At 62.4% G+C, this 17643-nt stretch carries 15 protein-coding genes; 8 read left to right on the top strand and 7 right to left on the bottom strand.

Annotation, left to right across the window (positions count from 1 at the left end):
* Positions 1 to 21 precede the first annotated feature (21 nt).
* From X771_RS143510 to X771_RS143520, 3 genes are all read right to left on the bottom strand, one after another.
* Positions 22 to 867, bottom strand: a complete 846-nt coding sequence (locus X771_RS143510) for an SH3 domain-containing protein (RefSeq protein ID WP_023689331.1) — start codon at positions 865 to 867, stop codon at positions 22 to 24.
* Positions 868 to 1143: 276 nt separating this feature from the next.
* Positions 1144 to 2430 carry an FAD-binding oxidoreductase gene (locus X771_RS143515; protein WP_023689330.1) on the bottom strand — a complete coding sequence of 429 codons (1287 nt, stop codon included), beginning with the start codon at positions 2428 to 2430 and terminating at the stop codon, positions 1144 to 1146.
* 120 nt (positions 2431 to 2550) lie between these two features.
* Entirely contained in the window at positions 2551 to 3987 is a 1437-nt protein-coding gene (locus X771_RS143520) for a glutamine synthetase family protein (RefSeq protein ID WP_023689329.1), read from the bottom strand.
* Between the two features lie 147 nt (positions 3988 to 4134).
* On the opposite strand from X771_RS143520, the gene X771_RS143525 reads away from it, so the two are divergent.
* On the top strand, positions 4135 to 4842 hold the full coding sequence (locus tag X771_RS143525) for an HAD family hydrolase (RefSeq protein WP_023689328.1): 708 nt from the start codon (positions 4135 to 4137) through the stop codon (positions 4840 to 4842).
* Positions 4843 to 4872: 30 nt separating this feature from the next.
* On the opposite strand, the gene X771_RS143530 is transcribed toward X771_RS143525, so the two are convergent.
* The 3 genes from X771_RS143530 to aceA form a co-directional block, all read right to left on the bottom strand.
* Positions 4873 to 5334 carry a response regulator gene (locus tag X771_RS143530; RefSeq protein ID WP_023669317.1) on the bottom strand — a complete coding sequence of 154 codons (462 nt, stop codon included), beginning with the start codon at positions 5332 to 5334 and terminating at the stop codon, positions 4873 to 4875.
* A 277-nt stretch (positions 5335 to 5611) separates the two neighbouring features.
* Positions 5612 to 5854 carry a hypothetical protein gene (locus tag X771_RS143535; RefSeq protein ID WP_023669318.1) on the bottom strand — a complete coding sequence of 81 codons (243 nt, stop codon included), beginning with the start codon at positions 5852 to 5854 and terminating at the stop codon, positions 5612 to 5614.
* 52 nt (positions 5855 to 5906) lie between these two features.
* Complete coding sequence (gene aceA / locus X771_RS143540) at positions 5907 to 7196, bottom strand: isocitrate lyase (RefSeq protein WP_023689327.1); 1290 nt, start codon at positions 7194 to 7196, stop codon at positions 5907 to 5909.
* 249 nt (positions 7197 to 7445) lie between these two features.
* Here aceA and X771_RS143545 point away from each other — a divergent pair, with 249 nt between their 5' ends.
* The 7 genes from X771_RS143545 (at position 7446) to X771_RS143575 (ending at position 15574) form a co-directional block, all read left to right on the top strand.
* A complete protein-coding gene (locus tag X771_RS143545; RefSeq protein WP_023689326.1) occupies positions 7446 to 8873 on the top strand; it encodes a short-chain fatty acyl-CoA regulator family protein in 1428 nt (475 codons plus the stop codon).
* A gap of 149 nt (positions 8874 to 9022) precedes the next feature.
* The gene (locus tag X771_RS143550) at positions 9023 to 9922 is read left to right on the top strand and encodes a DUF2167 domain-containing protein (RefSeq protein WP_084566804.1); all 900 of its coding nucleotides are present in this window, start codon (positions 9023 to 9025) and stop codon (positions 9920 to 9922) included.
* 161 nt (positions 9923 to 10083) lie between these two features.
* Positions 10084 to 11037: a DMT family transporter gene (locus X771_RS143555; RefSeq protein ID WP_023689324.1), complete on the top strand. Its 954-nt coding sequence runs from the start codon at positions 10084 to 10086 to the stop codon at positions 11035 to 11037.
* A gap of 426 nt (positions 11038 to 11463) precedes the next feature.
* Positions 11464 to 12561 (top strand): polyamine ABC transporter substrate-binding protein, encoded by a 1098-nt coding sequence (locus tag X771_RS143560; protein WP_023689323.1) that lies wholly within the window; start codon positions 11464 to 11466, stop codon positions 12559 to 12561.
* An 83-nt stretch (positions 12562 to 12644) separates the two neighbouring features.
* On the top strand, positions 12645 to 13784 hold the full coding sequence (locus X771_RS143565; RefSeq protein WP_023689322.1) for an ABC transporter ATP-binding protein: 1140 nt from the start codon (positions 12645 to 12647) through the stop codon (positions 13782 to 13784).
* 9 nt (positions 13785 to 13793) lie between these two features.
* Positions 13794 to 14759 (top strand): ABC transporter permease subunit, encoded by a 966-nt coding sequence (locus X771_RS143570; protein ID WP_031199416.1) that lies wholly within the window; start codon positions 13794 to 13796, stop codon positions 14757 to 14759.
* Positions 14756 to 15574 (top strand): ABC transporter permease subunit, encoded by an 819-nt coding sequence (locus X771_RS143575; protein ID WP_023689320.1) that lies wholly within the window; start codon positions 14756 to 14758, stop codon positions 15572 to 15574. The genes X771_RS143570 and X771_RS143575 overlap by 4 nt, the downstream gene beginning before the upstream one ends.
* Positions 15575 to 15616: 42 nt before the next feature.
* Here X771_RS143575 and X771_RS143580 read toward each other — a convergent pair whose 3' ends face one another.
* A complete protein-coding gene (locus X771_RS143580) occupies positions 15617 to 17470 on the bottom strand; it encodes an AsmA family protein (RefSeq protein WP_023689319.1) in 1854 nt (617 codons plus the stop codon).
* Positions 17471 to 17643 lie beyond the last annotated feature (173 nt).

Here is a 17643-nt window from a genome sequence, read left to right as displayed (position 1 = left end):
CCAGATCTGGCGGCTTGCGTCTCAAGCCCCGGTCTTGATGTAGCTCTTGTAGATCCAGCCGCGCTTGCCGTTGTAGACGATCTGGCACCATTTCTTGCAACTCACCACCTGCACCGACGACTTGGCGGGCACGGTCCCCATGGCGGCGGCGTTTTTCTGCGGACCGCTGCGCATTGTCACCGCCCTGAGGATGCGTCCGGTGCCGGCGGCAGCAGCCACCTTCTGTGGCTTGGCCTTGGCCTGGGTATCGTTCGTTGCGGCGGAAGATTGCTCGTCTGGAAGTTGCGGTTTTGGCCTCGGTATGGCGGCGGTTTCCGCGTCGTCGTCATTGGCGGGAGCAGCGACCTTTGACAACTGCGTCGTGGCGTCGCCTTGGGCCGCCGGTTCTTCGAATGCCGCGGCATCGGACGGTTTGGCGGCAGCCTGCTCGGTAGGCGCCTGATCGGATGGCGTCGCGGCAGGGTCGCTGTTGGATTGCGCCGCAGTCCAGCGCGGATCGTTGGCCGACAGCGGCGGCATCGCAGGCCCACGCACAGCGACCGTCGATGAAACCGCGTCGCCCTTGCGCGCGGCTTGTGGCGCCGCTACCGCGGTAGCCGTCGCCGCGACCGGGGCAATCTTGGTCGTCTTGACCGGAAAAGTCGGAACGTTCTGCTGTGTGCTGGCGATCGCTTGCCGGTCGCTGGCCGGCAACGCCAGCCAAAGCGCTATGCCCGCCACGCCAAACAGCGCTGCGGTGCCGACCGCGGCGATCACCAGATGCGAATTCGTGCGCACCCCCTGCCAGAAGGAGGGCCGCATGTCATAACCGAATTGCATGGCGAAGCGCCGACGTTCCGGCGCGCCGAAACTGAAGGGCTCGTTCACTCTTGCCACCTCCAAAAGATGAGCCGGTGTTCTTTCGATCGGCGCCGGCAGCCCGGCATTCGATCGGCATCGGTCCCAACAACAAAGCGGGCAGGCCCGCAGAAGTCCCCGTTCAATCGCCCAGAACCGGCATCCTTTGCCCTTGATTGTGGCATCAGTGCGCCCTCAAGGGGAATTGTGCGCTCTTGTTAAGGATTCTGCAACGTCTCGCTGCGGCAACCAACAGCTCAATAGAATCAGCTCAGTACCAGCCACGGCTGATATGAGATACTTTCCCTATATTCGGTCCCTCAGGGCAAACCAGTTCAGTGCCAAGAACAATAATGGCGTTCTAAATCGCCGGCCGCCGGGAAAAGCCGGGATGTTCAGGTCCTCGATCAGCTTCAGTCTGTCGCGGTTGCCGGCGACGGTCTGGGCATAGAGCTTGCCGAAGAAGTTCGACAGCATCACGCCGTGGCCGGAATAGCCTCCGGCCGAGATCACATTGGGCATCACCTCGCGCACGAACGGTTTCCTGGGCATGGTGATGCCGACATAGCCGCCCCAGCCATGGGTGATCTCGACATCGCTCAGTTCCGGATAAAGCTCGGCTATCTGCCGGCGGATATGGACATGGATGTCCTTCGGATCGTTGACGCCATAGACCTCGCGCCCGCCGAACAGCAGCCTTCCATCGCTGGATTTGCGGAAATAACGCACGACGAAACGCGAATCGTCGACCGCCTCGCCGCCCGGCAGCACTTTCGAATCGACGCCCAGCGGCACCGTCGCGCCGATGAAGGAACCGATGGGCATGATGTGCGCGGCACTCACCGGCTCGAGCGTGCCGCCATAGGCATTTACACCGATCAGGCATTTCTGGGCGGTGATGGTTCCTCTCGAAGTCGTCACCCTGACCTTGCCGCCGCTGGAGGTAACACCGGTCGATAGTGTCTGCTCGAACAGGTGCGCGCCGGCCGCTGCCGCGACCTTTGCCGTGCCGATCACCAGCTTCATCGGGTGGATGTGTCCGGTGCCGGTGTCGCGGGTGCCGCCGAAGTAGCGTGTGGAGCCCAGCCGTTCGGCCGTTTCCCTGGCATCCATGAAGGCGATGTGCGGATAATTGAAGCGGCCCGCCATGATCTCGGCATGCGCCTTGTAGTCGTCGAGATAACGCGGCTTGTGCGCCACGGACAACTGGCCGGGCATATAGTCGATGTCGATCTGGTTGACGGCGGCGAATTCGAGCAGGTGCGCTTTCGCCTCCTCGGCAAGGTCGAACAGCGCCTTGGCGCGGGAGAAGCCGTATTCGGCCTCCATCTCTTCGGCCCAGGCGCGCTGGCCCGTGCCGAGCTGGCCGCCATTGCGCCCTGAAGCGCCGTCGCCGAAGCGATGCGCCTCGATCAGAACGACGTGGGCTCCCGCCTTCGCCAAATGAGCGGCCGCCGACAGCCCGGTGAAGCCACCGCCGACGACGACGACGTCGCAGCTGCGGTCGCCGTCCAGGGCAGGGTACTCAGGGCGTGGTCCGGCTGTGTCTTCGTACCAGGAGCGACCGGGGGAGATAGGTGATTGGTAAGGCATGGGGACACCAGCCAATGGTGAATGGTGAATGGCTGCGAGACGCACGACGTCTGCGCTCATCCATCCAATATGAAACTACTCACCATTCACTATTCACCATTCACACGACGAAGTCGCCGCTCACACGTTGAGCAACAGATACTCCCGCTCCCACGGGCTGATCACTTCCATGAAGGTCTCGAACTCCGCCCGCTTGATCGCTGCATAGGTTGCGGCGAAGGACTTGCCCAGAAGAGCGCATAGTTCCTCGTCGCCTTCGAAAAGATCGACGGCTTCGAGCAGGCCTCGTGGCAGGTCGATCTCATCGGCGTTTGCGGTGGTCAGCACCGGAGGCTCGGCCTTGATCTTGTTGGTGATGCCGATCAGCCCGCAGGCAAGTGAGGCCGCCAGCGCCAGATAGGGGTTGGCGTCGGAAGACGGGATGCGGTTTTCGACACGCCGCGCCGCCGGATCCGAGCGCGGCACGCGGAACGCCGTGGTGCGGTTGTCATAGCCCCATTTGTTGTTGACCGGCGCCGAGGCCGACTGCGTCAGCCGGCGGTAGGAATTGACGTAAGGGGCAAACATCACCAGCGCGTTCGGCACATGCTTCTGCATGCCGCCGATGAAATGGAAGAAGTGGTCGGTTTCCGAGCCGTCCTTCGCCGAAAAGATATTCAGCCCGGTCTTCTTGTCGATGATCGACTGGTGGATGTGCATGGCAGAACCTGGCTGGCCCTGGATCGGCTTGGCCATGAAGGTGGCATAGATCTCATGCTTCAGCGCTGCCTCGCGGATGGTGCGTTTGAACATGAACACCTGGTCGGCGAGCTCGACCGGATCGCCGTGACGCAGATTGATCTCGAGCTGGCCGGCGCCTTCCTCGTGGATCAGCGTGTCGATCTCCAGGCCCTGGCTTTCGGAGAAATGGTAGATGTCGTCGATCAGTTCGTCGAACTCGTTGACGCCGGCGATCGAATAGCCGGCGCCGCCGCCGATTGCCCGTCCGGAACGCCCGACGGGTGGGGTCAGCGGATAATCCGGGTCGGGGTTCTTGCGCACCAGATAGAATTCGATCTCGGGCGCCACCACCGGCTTCAGCCCGCGCTTGTCATAGGCTGCTACCACGCGCTTCAGGACGTTGCGCGGCGTGAACTCGACCGAACGGCCATCCTGATGGACGAGGTCGCAGATGACGGCGGCCGTCGGGTCTTCTTCCCACGGCACGACGGTCAACGTCGACAGATCCGGCATCAGCTTTAGGTCGCCATCATCCTCCGGATAGTGGAAACCGTTGCCATCCTCGGGATAGCCGCCCGAAATCGTCGTCATGAACACTGCCGATGGCAGCGCCAGCGAGGTGTTGGAAGTGAATTTCTTCGACGGCATCATCTTGCCGCGCGCGACGCCAGCCTGATCAGGCGTGATGCATTCTATGTCTTCGATGCCGCGCCATTCCAGCCAAGCGCTGACTTCCTTCCAGTTCTTCACGCCGCGTTGATTTTTCACGAAGGCAGGCGTTCGGACGCGTCCTCCGCGGGTCGACGGACGGACTTCCTTTTTCGCAGGCGGCATCATTCACCAGTTTGGGTTGCAATTTTCACAGTATAGCTGCTGCCGGTGATGGAAGGGAAGGGGAGCTGCCTGTCTTCGCCTTCCCGGTTGAAAATCGCGCCACGCAGATTAGGGTCAAACTCCCGCAGATCGAGCAGCAGAAGACACCGTATGCCAGGCAAATTGACCACTATCGGCTTCGACGCCGACGATACCCTATGGCAGAACGAACAGTTCTTCCGCCTGACCGAGAAGCATTTTGCAACCCTGCTCGCCGACCATGGCGAGGCCGAGCACATCTCGGCGCGGCTGCTGGAGGCCGAGAAGCGCAACCTCGCCGTCTACGGCTTCGGCATCAAGGGCTTTACCTTGTCGATGATCGAGACTGCGATCGACTTGACCGAGGGCCGCGTTCCGGCCTCGACCATCGCCGAAATCCTGGCTGCCGGCCGCGATATGCTCGGCCATCCTGTCGAGGCGTTGCCGCATGCGCGTGAGACCGTGGAAAGGCTCGCCGGCGCCTACCATCTGGTGCTGATCACCAAGGGCGATCTGTTCGACCAGGAGCGCAAGCTGGCGGCGTCCGGCCTTGGCGACCTGTTCGATGCCGTCGAGATCGTCAGCGACAAGAGCGCCGCCACCTATGCCAGGATCTTTGGCCGTCACGGCAGCCCGCAGACCAGCATGATGGTCGGCAATTCGCTCAAGTCGGACGTGGTGCCGGCCCTCGAGGCCGGGAGCTGGGGTGTGTACATCCCGCACGAACTGACCTGGGTGCTCGAACATGTCGAACCGCCGGTGGCAGCACCGCGCTTCCGCCAGATTGTCGATCTTGGCGAACTGCCGGCTTTGATCGAGAGCATCGGCAAGGAAGGCTGACCGCCCCGCACGCGTTCGGGCGGATTGCGATCAGCCGCGCCCGAGACTGATCAGCCGGTCGACCACCGGCTGTAGCCTTTCGGTGGTGATCGGCTTGGTTACCACCACATCGACCACGCTCGACAGGCCCAGGCTGTCGGGCGTGCCGGTCTTGGTTGAAAGCAGGATCACCTTGGGGAGCGACCGCCCAGATGTCCGCCGCAAGGCGTCGATGGCCGCCATCAGCGCGCGGCAGTCCTCGTTGTCGGGGCCGCCATCGAGAACGACGGCGCCCGGAATGAGGGTTCGCAATGTCTTGGCCGCCATTTCGGGCGACTCGGAGATCGGCTTCAGTCCGGACTTCTCGACGATCTTCGACACCACCACCCGGTTGATCGGCGATTTTCCAACGACCAGCACGTGGGAGAAATCCGTTGATATCTCGGAGTTCGCGTCCCTGCTTGACGAATTCAGATGTTTGGCGGTGTCGGTCTCGCGGTTCACAGGGCACATGGGCGGGGCGGGCACTCGGCGCTGCTTCAATGCAGGGTTGAAATCCGAGAGTCAATTGGCGTGAGATCGCCCGCCATGTCAAGCTGAAATGACGGACCTGCGAAATATAGCCGGAAATATTAAACCCCGGAGACAAGGTCTGTTTTCGAACTGTAGTTAAGTTTACGCTCAAAAGCGAAAGTCACCCGTGCTGAAAACCCGCGGGTGACGTTGAAATCGGCCAGTGAGCGGCGGGGCCCATAAGTTCCACAAGCACAAAGCTTCCGTAAGGGAAAGATCAGCCGTGACTCTTCTGCGTGACGATCACCGGGATCAGCAGGTCGCCCCAATTGCCGTCGCCGCCATGATGCCGGGCCGAGCGCACCAGTTCCACCGAGACGCCGGCCTCCACTGCCTTCATCACCGATTGATTGAGCCGGTGGAGGTCGTTGGCCAGCATGCGGATGGTCGCCTGTTGGTCAACACTCATCGTGGTGGACTGCTCTTCTGCACGTTCCTTGACGCGGCTTATCGATGCCATTTTCTTCTCCCTTGCCCTTCGGGCGTTTCCTCTGTTGGTTATGTCGATCGGTTCATTCCGCTGCCGGCTTGAACTGGACGTGCTCGGTCGATTCATGCATGGCGGTGGTCGACGACTGGCCGCCGCTGATTGCCATCGACACGGCGTCGAAATAGCCGGTGCCGACCTCGCGCTGGTGCTTGGTCGCGGTGTAGCCGTGGACTTCGGCCGCGAACTCGGCTTCCTGCAACTCGGAATAGGCCGCCATCTGCCGCGCCTTGTAGCCGCGGGCCAGCTCGAACATGCCGAAATTGAGCTGGTGGAACCCGGCCAACGTGATGAACTGGAACTTGTAGCCCATGGCGCCGAGCTCGCGCTGGAACTTGGCGATCGTCGCGTCGTCGAGGTTCTTCTTCCAGTTGAACGACGGCGAGCAATTATAGGCGAGCAGCTTGCCCGGATGATGCCTGCGCACGCCTTCGGCGAATTTCTTGGCCTGCGCCAGATCGGGCTTGGATGTTTCGCACCAGATCAGGTCGGCATGCGGCGCATAGGCAACGGCGCGCGCTATGCACGGTTCGATGCCGTTCCTGACCTGGTAGAAGCCTTCAACCGTGCGGCCGGCATCGTAGTCGACGAAAGGCTGGTCGCGCTCGTCAATGTCGGAGGTCAGAAGCTTTGCCGCTTCCGCATCGGTGCGTGCCACGACTAGCGTCGGCGTCCCCATCACGTCGGCCGCCAGACGCGCCGCGTTGAGGTTGCGGATATGCGCGGCGGTCGGGATCAGCACTTTGCCGCCGAGATGGCCGCACTTCTTCTCAGAGGCCAGCTGGTCCTCATAGTGGACGCCGGCAGCGCCGGCCTCGATGAACGCCTTCATGATCTCGAAGGCGTTGAGCGGTCCGCCGAAGCCGGCCTCGGCATCGGCGACGATCGGCGCGAACCAGGTGTCGACCGACAGGCCGTTGCCTTCCGAGGTCTCGATCTGATCGGCGCGCTGCAGCGTGCGGTTGATGCGCTTGACCAGTTCGGGCGCCGCATTGGCGGGATAGAGCGACTGGTCCGGATACATGGCCGACGCGGTGTTGGCGTCGGCGGCGACCTGCCACCCCGAAAGATAGATTGCCTTCAGCCCGGCACGCACCTGCTGCATCGCCTGGTTGCCCGACATGGCGCCGAGTGCATTGACGAAGTCTTCCTCGTGGATGAGCTTCCACAGCCGGTTGGCGCCCATTTCGGCAAGACTCTGGCGTATCTGGACCGACCCGCGCAGCCGCTTCACATCGTCCGGCGAATAGGCTCGTTCGATGCCGTCGAAGCGGCCTTCGGGCGCGGATGGGACAAGATTGTAAAAATCAGTCATTGGTCACTCCAGATCAATCGATGCCAGTGTCTTGAAACGCCGCGCCCTGGGATGGTGTGCGTCGTCTGTGTGTGACATCATTTACATTGCGCCGCGACGAGAGCGAGGAAAACCGCCATTTCCGGTAGAAAATAAGAGAAAACCTGTGTTGTGTTTGACTGCTTGCCGCTGTAAATCTGTCATGATTGTAAAAAGATGGTGCGCCGTTCATCGCTCGCAAGTCGTGTAAATTCCTGTCAAGGAAAGCCGATGGCCGACCAGAAGATATTCGCCGGGCCGCGCATCCGCCGCATCCGCATCGCCAGAGGCCTGACCCAGACGGCGATGGCCGAGGGGCTCGGCATCTCGCCGTCCTATCTCAACCTGATCGAGCGCAACCAGCGGCCGCTGACGGTGCAGCTGATCCTGAAGCTGGCCTCTGTCTACAAGGTCGACCCGCATGAATTGCAGGGTGAGGCGAGAGGGTCGATCTCGGCCTTGAAGGAAGTGTTCGGCGACCCGCTGCTTGCCGGTGAGCTGCCGGGCGACCAGGAACTGATCGAACTGGCCGAGGCAGCCCCCAACGCATCGGCTGCGATGATAAAACTGTTTCGCGCTTACCGCGAGCAGGCCGAGCGGCTGTCCGATCTCAACGAGCTTCTGGCGCGCGAGGGCCGCGCCACGGCGCTGTCCGGTGCGCGGCTGCCGATCGACGAAGTGCACGAGATTTTCGAGCGCCGGCCGAACCATTTTGCAGCACTCGAGGAGGAGGCCGAGGCCTTCACCTCGGTGCTCGACCCCGGCGACGATCTGTTCGGCGCGCTGAAGGCGTGGCTGAAGCGCGAGTATGGCATCGTCGTCAAGGTGCTGCCGGTCGCCACCATGCCGAACTGGCGCCGCCGTTATGACCGTCATTCGCAGCGTCTTTTTCTATCGGAGCGGCTGTCGCCGTTCGACCAGTTGCGCGAAGTCGCCATGGAGGCCTGCCTGATCCGCATGACGGTCGCTGTCGCCGGCGAAATTCAGACGCTGAAGCTCGGTACGGACGAAGCCCGTCGGCTCGCCCGCTTCGAGTTCGGCCGCTACGCCGCCAATGCCTTGATGATGCCCTATCAGGCATTTCATGCCGCCGCCGTGCGGGCTCGTTACGACATCGATGTGCTGCGCTCGCGTTTCGGCGTCTCCTTCGAACAGGCGGCGAACCGCCTGACCATGCTGCAGCGTCCTGGCTTGTCCGGAGTGCCGTTCTTCATGCTCGAGGTCGACAATGCCGGCAACCGCTTCCGCAAGGCCGGCGGCCAGGGCTTTCCGCAAAGCCGCTTTGGCGGCGGCTGCCCGAAACTGCCGGTCCATGCCGCTTTCGCTTCGCCTGGCCAGATACTGGTCGAGGCGGTGGAAATGCCCGACGGCGCCGAGTTCCTCTGCATCGCACGCACGCTCGAGGGGCCGCAGGGTTCGTTCTCCGAGCGCCCGCGCCGCACCGCGCTGCTGTTGGGCTGCGATATCGGCTTTCGCGACGAGATCGTCTATGGCGCCGGGCTGCCGGCAAAGGCCGGACAGGGCGCCGCCACGCCGGTCGGTCCCGCTTGCCGGCTGTGCGAACGCATCGGCTGCCTCGCCCGCGCCGAGCCGCCGGTGACCCGTCCGCTCGGCCTGGACGAGATGGCGACGGGCCTGAGCGCCTTCGATTTCCAGTGATGCTTCTCGGGCTGGAGGTCGCGGAAGACCGCAGCTGTTTGCGCTAAGCAATAGAGCGCGGCCCGAACCATCCCCGAACCAAATATTGATTAAGCATCGGCGCTGCGCTATCGAAGGTGAGCTGCAGGGCAGCCAAGGGGGGACGGCTTATGAACAGGAAAGCTTTGTGGCTTGGCGTGGCGCTTGCCCTTTTGGCGGGGCCTGTTCTGGCAGAAAAATCCTCGGAATTCTTCAAGGACTATCGACAGTATAGTGACGACGGCAAGGCATTCCTGGACAAGATCGATCCAAAGACCGGCGCGGTCGACCTTCCCGAAGGCATCCATCTCGATCTCAAGGACAAGTTCTATTTTCTGGGCAAGAAGGACGCGACGTCCGTCCTGACCGAGGCCTGGGGCAATCCGCCTGATACCGCGTCCGAAGCAATCGGCATGATCTTCCCGGCCAAGTACGAGCCCATCGCCGGCAACGGTTGGGGCATCGAATTGCGCTATGAAAAGATCGGCCATGTCGATGACGCCGACGCCGCATCCATCGACTACACCGAATTGCTGAGCAGCATGCAGGCGGACACATTGTCGGCCAACGATCAGCGGGTGAAGGACGGCTTTCCCCCGATCAAGCTGATCGGCTGGGCCTCGCCGCCGGTCTATGATTTCGTCCACAAGCGGCTGCACTGGGCCAAGGAACTGCAGTTCGGAGACGATACCGTCCACACGCTCAATTACGACGTCCGTTTCCTCGGCCGGGAAGGCGTCTTCGTGATGAGCTACATCGCTACGGTCGAACAATTGCCGGAGATCAAGCAGAGCTTGGACGAAGTGCTGGGCGTGGCGGACTTCAACACCGGCAAGAAATACACCGATTTTCTGCCAGGCACCGACACGGTCGCCGCGGTTGGCATTGGCGGCCTCATCGCCGGAAAACTCGCGGCAAAGGCCGGCCTGATTGCAGTCGCGCTCATCGCCCTGAAAAAGTTCGGCATTCTGCTGCTGGTACCGTTGGCCGGTCTCTGGCGCTTTATCCGCGGCAACAAGGGCATGTCCTAGAAACGGCGGTGTTTGCCCGTATGGCTGCCGGTTGGCGGTGCGCCAAAGGGAATGCCGGGCTGGATCACGTCCGGCTGTAGCCTATGCGCTAGGCGAATACGGCACGTTTCTGTCGTCCATTGTGCATCATGCCGCCCCGAGATAGCCGACAGTCGCGCCCCATGACCGATACCGCATCTTCTCCAATCGCCGCATCGCCGATCGTCTCGCCGCGCGAAGAGCGGGTCGGCTTGCTGCTGGTGTTCCTGTCGGCGCTGATGTGGAGCTTTGGCGGCACCATCGCCCGCTTCATCGACACCGCTGACAGTTGGACGGTGGTGTTCTGGCGCTCGCTGTGGGCGGCTGTGTTCCTGATTTGCTTCATGGCCTGGCGCGACGGCTGGCGCGGCATGTTGCGGCTGTTTCGCGACATGGGCCTGCCCGGCCTTGCCGTGGCCGTCTGTTTCGCCACGGCGTCGACGTGCTTCGTTGTCGCGCTCGCCTACACCACCGTTGCCAATATCCTGTTGATGCAGGCCGGTGTGCCGCTGCTGGCGGCATTGCTTGCCTGGGTGCTGTTTCGCGAACGCGTCGCCGTCGCGACCTGGGTGGCGATCGCCGCCGTCATCGCCGGCGTCGCCATCATGGTGTCGGAATCGCTCGACGGCGCCGTATCGCCCATCGGCGACGGGCTGTCGCTGCTGATCGCCGTCATGTTCTCGATTGCCACCGTCATCACCCGGCGCTTCGCCCATGTGCGCATGACGCCGGCGACGTGCCTCGGCACGATGCTGGCAGCGGCTTTCGCCGCATCGCAAGCCACGCAGTTTGCCACGTCGGCCCACGACATGGCTTTCCTGTTTGCCTTCGGCGTCATCAATCTCGGCCTGGGCCTTGCCTTCTTCGCCACCGGCGCGAGGCTGGTTCCGGCGGCGATCGCAGCACTCCTCGGCACGTTCGAGCCGATCCTCGGACCGATCTGGGTCTGGCTCGTTCATGGCGAGGTGCCCTCGGTGCGCACCATCATCGGCGGCGCGGTGGTGGTCGCCGCGCTGCTCGTCCATATCGCGCTTGAATTCAAGCGCCAGGCGAGACCTGCACGGCCGGGGACCACCGGCCTGCCATCCCCTAATTGACCCGCCTTTCCCTTGGTTGAGCCCGTCTTCCCTAATTACGCCCGTCTTTCCCCAATTAGCGAAGCCGCACGCCCTATTGACCGAGCTTCCCCGCGCGGGCCATTGACAACCTTGCTGCGGCACGGGCAGGCTGGGGGCACGGCAACAACAAGACAGGCTTATCTTGCCAAGTGTCCCCGCCGGTCGGACCAAGACCGGACCACAGCGTCGTATCCCTGCCCGCGCCGCGGCGAAAGCCTCTGACGGCGTCAGCGCGCCCGCCATGCGGGCACACAGAGCCATCATCTGCCGCTCGTCGAACCGCCCGGATGGCGCCGGCAGTTCATGCTTGTGGCTGCCCGGAAAGCTCAATACTCTGAAGCAAATGCCCAATCGCGCTCGAACAGCGACGACTTGGCGAAGGAACACTCATCAAAGGAGAACAGCATGATCCGCAAAGCGCTCTGGCTTTCGGCAACCTCGGCATTTCTGACGCTTTTCGCCGTCGGCGGCCATGCCGAGGATCGCGTCGTCAACGTCTTCAACTGGTCGGATTACATCGACAGTTCGATCATTGACGACTTCACCAAGGAGACCGGCATCAAGGTCGTCTACGACACCTTCGATTCCAATGAAATCCTCGAAACCAAGCTGCTTGCCGGCGGCAGCGGCTATGACGTCGTCGTGCCCAGCGGCAACTTCCTGGCCCGCCAGATCCAGGCCGGCGTGTTCCAGAAGCTCGACAAGTCGAAGCTGCCCAACATTTCCAACATGTGGGACACGGTTTCGGAGCGCACCGCCAAATACGATCCGGGCAACGAATATTCGATCAACTACATGTGGGGCACGGTCGGCATCGGCTACAACATCAAGAAGGTGCAGGCTGCACTCGGCACCGACAAGATCGACAGCTGGGATATTTTCTTCAATCCCGACAGCCTGGCCAAGCTGAAGGATTGCGGCGTCTATGTGCTGGACTCGCCGGCCGACATCATCCCGGCGGCGCTCAAATATCTCGGCCTCGATCCGAACAGCACCTCACCTGACGACATCGCAAAGGCCGAGGAGACGTTGCTGAAGGTGCGGCCGTATATCCGCAAATTCCATTCGTCCGAATACATCAACGCGCTCGCCAACGGCGACATCTGCCTGGCGGTCGGCTGGTCGGGTGACGTCTTCCAGGCACGCAACCGCGCGGTCGAGGCCAAGCAAGGCGTCGAGATCGGCTATTCCGTGCCCAAGGAAGGCGCCCAGATGTGGTTCGACCAGATGGCGATTCCCGCCGATGCGCCGCATGCCGCCGAGGCACTCGAATTTCTCAACTACATGATGAAGCCGGAAGTGATCGCCAAGTCGTCCAACTATGTGCTGTATGCCAACGGCAACAAGGCTTCGCAGCAGTTCGTCGACAAGGCGCTGCTGGATGATCCGGCGGTCTATCCGGACGCCGAGACCTTGAAAAAGCTCTATACGGTCCAGCCCTACGATCCCAAGACCCAGCGCCTGATCACGCGCAGCTGGACCAAGATCGTCACCGGCCAGTAAGCAATGCGACATGGTCCCGGCAGCCACCTGCCGGGACCATTCTTCTCTGGGGCAAGAAGCAAAAAAATAGGACGGAGTGGGACATGAAATCGCTTGGCAGCATCCGCAGGGATTTCGCGCCATGGAACGACCCGAACGCCAAGCCATATATCCAATTCGAGAACGTCACCAAGAAGTTCGGTGACTTCACCGCCGTCAACAATCTGTCGCTGACCATTTTCGAGCGCGAGTTCTTCGCCCTGCTCGGCGCGTCGGGCTGCGGAAAGTCGACGTTGCTGCGGATGCTTGCCGGCTTCGAGGAGCCCACCGCCGGCCGTATCCTTCTCGACGGCCAGGACTTGCGCGGCATCCCGCCCTACCGCCGCCCGGTCAACATGATGTTCCAGTCCTATGCGCTGTTCCCGCATATGAGCGTGGAAAAGAACATTGCCTTCGGCCTCAAGCAGGAAGGCATGCCGGGACCGGATATCGAAAAGCGCGTCGCCGAGATGCTGAAGCTGGTGAAGCTAGAGCAGTTCGCCAAGCGCAAGCCGCACCAATTGTCGGGCGGCCAGCGCCAGCGCGTCGCGCTCGCCCGCTCGGTTGCCAAGCGGCCAAAAGTCTTGCTGCTCGATGAGCCGCTCGGCGCGCTCGACAAGAAGCTGCGCGAGGAAACGCAGTTCGAGCTGATGGACCTGCAGCAAAATCTCGGCCTTACCTTCGTCGTCGTCACCCACGACCAGGAAGAGGCGATGACCATGGCCGACCGCATCGCCATCATCGACAAGGGCGAGGTGATGCAGGTGGCGACGCCGGCGGAAGTCTATGAGGCGCCGAGCTCACGCTTCGTTGCCCACTTCGTCGGCAATGTGAACATGTTCGAAGGCAAGGTCGCCGAGCGTGCGGCAAACACCACGCGCATTACCGGCGCGACAGGGGCCCAGATCGTCGTCGAAAACAGCACCGATACAAAGGCCGGTTCCGACATCGTCTTCGCCATCAGGCCGGAGAAGATCAAGGTGTCGTCGACGAAACCGGCCGACGCCGTCAATGCGCTTGAGGGCGAGGTCTACGACGTTGCCTATCTCGGCGACATGACCGTCTACCACATCCGGCTGGATGACGGCCAGATCATCAGGGCAAGCGCGCTCAACGCGGCGCGAGTCACCGAGGACCCGCTGACCTGGAACGACCGCGCCTGGGTCTCCTTCCGGCCGGATGCCGGCGTCGTGCTGACGCGGTAGGGGGCGGGCATGTCCAACATCGCCATCACCGGCACCGGCCCATCGACAGCGGCCAAACCGTTTCTGACACGGCTCGGCGCCGGCTTCGTCAGCCGGCTCGTCATCATCGTGCCCTATCTCTGGCTGCTGTTCTTCTTCCTCATCCCGTTCATCATCGTTTTCAAGATCTCGCTGTCGCAGACGGCGATCGCCATGCCTCCCTACACGCCCGTGCTCGATTTCAGGGACGGCATGTCCGGTTTCTTCGCCGGCTTCCGCGAACTCAACTTCGACAATTATACCTTGCTGGCGCAAGACGCGCTTTACTTCAAAGCCTATGTGACCAGCGTCATCATCGCCGCGATATCGACGGTCCTTACGCTGCTCGTCGGCTACCCGATCGCCTATGGCATGGCGCGTGCGCCGGCAACGATCCGCCCGACCTTGATGATGCTGGTGATCCTGCCGTTTTGGACGTCGTTCCTGATCCGCGTCTACGCCTGGATTGGCATCCTCAAACCTGAAGGCCTGCTCAACCAGCTGCTGCTCGCCACCGGCATCATCGACGAACGCTTGATCATTCTCAACACCTACTATGCGATCTTCATCGGCATCGTCTATTCCTACCTGCCATTCATGGTGCTGCCGCTCTATTCCTCGCTGGAAAAAATGGATTATTCGCTGATCGAGGCGGCCAAGGATCTCGGCTGCCCGCCGACATCAGCCTTCTGGAAAATCACCTTCCCGCTGTCGCTGCCCGGTGTCATTGCCGGCTGCCTGTTGGTGTTCATTCCCGCGGTCGGCGAGTTCGTCATTCCCGACCTGCTCGGCGGATCGCAGACGCTGATGATCGGCAAGACGCTCTGGAACGAATTCAACAGCAACCGCGACTGGCCGGTATCGTCGTCGGTGGCGGTGATCCTGCTATTGCTGCTGATCGTGCCGATCATGCTATTCCAGCGAGCCCAGGCGCGCGCCCAGGAGCAAGACAAATGAACACCAGCTGGAGCCGCTTCAACGTCACCTCGGTCGTGCTGGGCTTTGCCTTCCTCTATCTGCCCATCGTGCTGCTCGTCATCTTCTCCTTCAACGAGTCGAAGCTGGTCACCGTCTGGGGCGGCTTCTCGACCAAATGGTATGCCTCGCTGTTCCACAATCAGGGGCTGATGGACGCCACCTGGGTGACCGCGCGTGTGGCTCTCATCTCCGCCACTGTGGCAACCGTGCTCGGCACGCTGGCGGCACTGACCTTGACCCGCTACACCCGCTTCCGCGGCCGCATCCTGTTTTCCGGCATGGTGTTTGCGCCGCTGGTCATGCCGGAAGTCATCACCGGCCTGTCGCTGTTGCTGCTGTTCGTTGCCGTCGGTCTCGACCGTGGCTTCCTGACCGTGACGCTTGCTCACATCACCTTGACCATGTGCTTCGTGGCTGTCGTCGTGCAGTCGCGCCTGGTGTCGTTCGATCGTTCGCTGGAAGAAGCTGCCTTGGACCTCGGCGCAACGCCGGTAAAGACCTTCTTTCAGATCACGCTGCCGGTCATCATGCCGGCCATCGTCTCCGGCTGGATGCTGGCCTTCACCCTGTCGCTTGACGACCTGGTCATCGCCTCCTTCACCTCCGGGCCTGGCGCCACCACGCTGCCGATGAAGATCTACAGCCAGGTGCGTCTCGGCGTGACGCCGGAAATCAACGCCGCCTGCACCATCCTGATCGCCGTCGTGGCGGTAGGCGTCATCATCGCTTCGGTCGCCAACAAGCGGCGTGAGGTGCAGCGCCAGCTCGACGAACAGGCCGCGCAGCGCGGTTGATTGCGTCAAACGAGGGATAGGGCGGTCCCGGTAAGGGTCCGGCTATTCGCCTGAGACGCCGCGGCTGATCGGCGAGATGAACGGCGTGCTCCAGGTGCCGCCGACGAAGAATGACGACTGGTTGGATCCCTGCTGGCCATTGACCGGTGCCGCTGCCGGGTCGGCCTGGGTGACACCGCCCGACAGCGCCAGCCCGCGTCCGCCGTAAGAGGCGATGCCGGACAGCCAGACCTTGTATTTCGCCGAATTGGCCTCGGCCTTGTCCAGCCTTGCCACACCCTTCGAGATGGTGGCCTTGAGCTCGGCGCCGTCCATCGGCAGTGTCCCGTCCGAGACGTCGTCGAGCGCGAAGAAGCCGCCCTGTTCCGTGTGCTTCAGAAATGCCGGCAAATTGAGCCCGCTCAGCGCGCCAGGCCCGAACGTCGCAGAGACCGAGCCGTCCGCGTTCTCGAAGATCGAGTCCCAGGATTTGCCCGGCCCTTTGAGAATGACCGAGACAGTGCCGGTGCTGGCCGGCACCAGCCGCGTCATTCCGGCCGCGGTGCCGAAAGCGGCGCCGTCAATGTCGGAGGCGAGCAGCCGGATCTCGACCTGCGAGCCCTCCGGTTTGCGGTCGAAACGCAGGCTGCTTTGCACGTTGCCGCCAAAGGCCGACGCATCGGAGATATCGAAGACGGCAAGCCCGTTCTTCACCTGCGCCGTGGCGGCGACGTCGGCAAGCTGGATTGCGCCGGCCGAGGCATGTGCCGCTGACAGCCTCAGATCGAGATTGATCCGGTCGGCGAAGCTGGTGTCGATTTCGCCGGGACCGGTCTCGCCGGTCGGCGCCAGCGGCGTGAAGGCCGAAAACAGCGACCTGAGGTCGAGCGTATCGAAGGCGAGTGTGCCTGATATCACCGGCAAGGCGTCGCCGAACGAAAAATCCAGCGCCCCCATTCCCGGGTTGTTGTCGAGCGTCACCGCGGTGTTTTCGAATTTGACGCGGCCGGCGGTCGCCGTGATCTTGCTCGAAATCGAGACCGAACCGATCGCCGTACCAGGAGCAATGCCGGCCTGCGACCATTCCAGCACGCGCCGCAGCGAGGGCGCGGCGAATTTCGCCTGGCCATCGAAATAGGCGTTTTGCGACATGCTGGCCGTGCCGTCGAACGAGAAGCTGGCCGGCGCTGCCTTGAACGAAAACGTGACCGGTGCGGCGCCGCCGGCAAACAGCACCAGCGGCTTGGGCGAGGCGGCATCGACGGTGACGCTCTCGCCGCGCCAGATTCCGGTCGCCGACAAGGTCGCGTTGCTGTTCATCGCTGCCCAGCTCGCCTGGCCGGACAGGCTGGTCAGCAATTCGACGTCCTTGCCGCCGACGGAGGCGACCATACGGCCGTCCCTGAATTCCACGGTGCCGAACGGATCGGCGGGCAGCTTGCTCAGATCCGGCTTCGTCGGATCGGCGTTGACCACGCTGCGCGCCGTGTCGATGGAGCGGGTGATGCGTCCGCCCGTTGGTATGGCGGGCAGGAATATGCCGTTTGCGGCGCGCTGGACCCGGATCGTCGGCCGCACCAGCCGCGCCGTCGAAAACACCACATCGCCCTGCAGCGCCGCCATGGCCGAAAGGTCGACCTCGACCCGTTCGGCCTCGATCACCGGCGGCGCGTCGGTCTCGGTCCACTGCGACAGCGTGACGTCGCTCAATATGGCGCGGAACTTCGGCCACACCTCGATGCGCGGCGAACCGGCGATGGTGACCCTGAATCCGCTCCACGCGCTCATCTCCCAGGCGATGCGATCGCGCACGATCCGGGTCGAGGCAATCAGCGGCAGAGCGGCGACGACCAGCGCGATGACGAGCACGGCAACGCCGATCGCCCATATTCCGCGCCGGATCAAAGGTGATGGCATATTGCCCCGGTTGCTTTCATTCCGATAAAAATCGCCTGACGGGTGTAACCGTCAGTTGTCACCACGCCTTCCAGTCGTCACTACGACTTAGGGCTGAGGCATTTCAAGTCTTTATGGCCCGGCGATGGCAATTGCGAACATATGGCCGAGTTTTAGCGGAACAAAATCTTGCT

The organism is Mesorhizobium sp. LSJC269B00 (assembly GCF_000502815.1).
Taxonomy (GTDB): Bacteria; Pseudomonadota; Alphaproteobacteria; order Rhizobiales; family Rhizobiaceae; genus Mesorhizobium.
The sequence above is the reverse complement of the archived record's forward strand: the minus strand, read 5'-3'. Positions and strand labels throughout refer to the sequence as shown.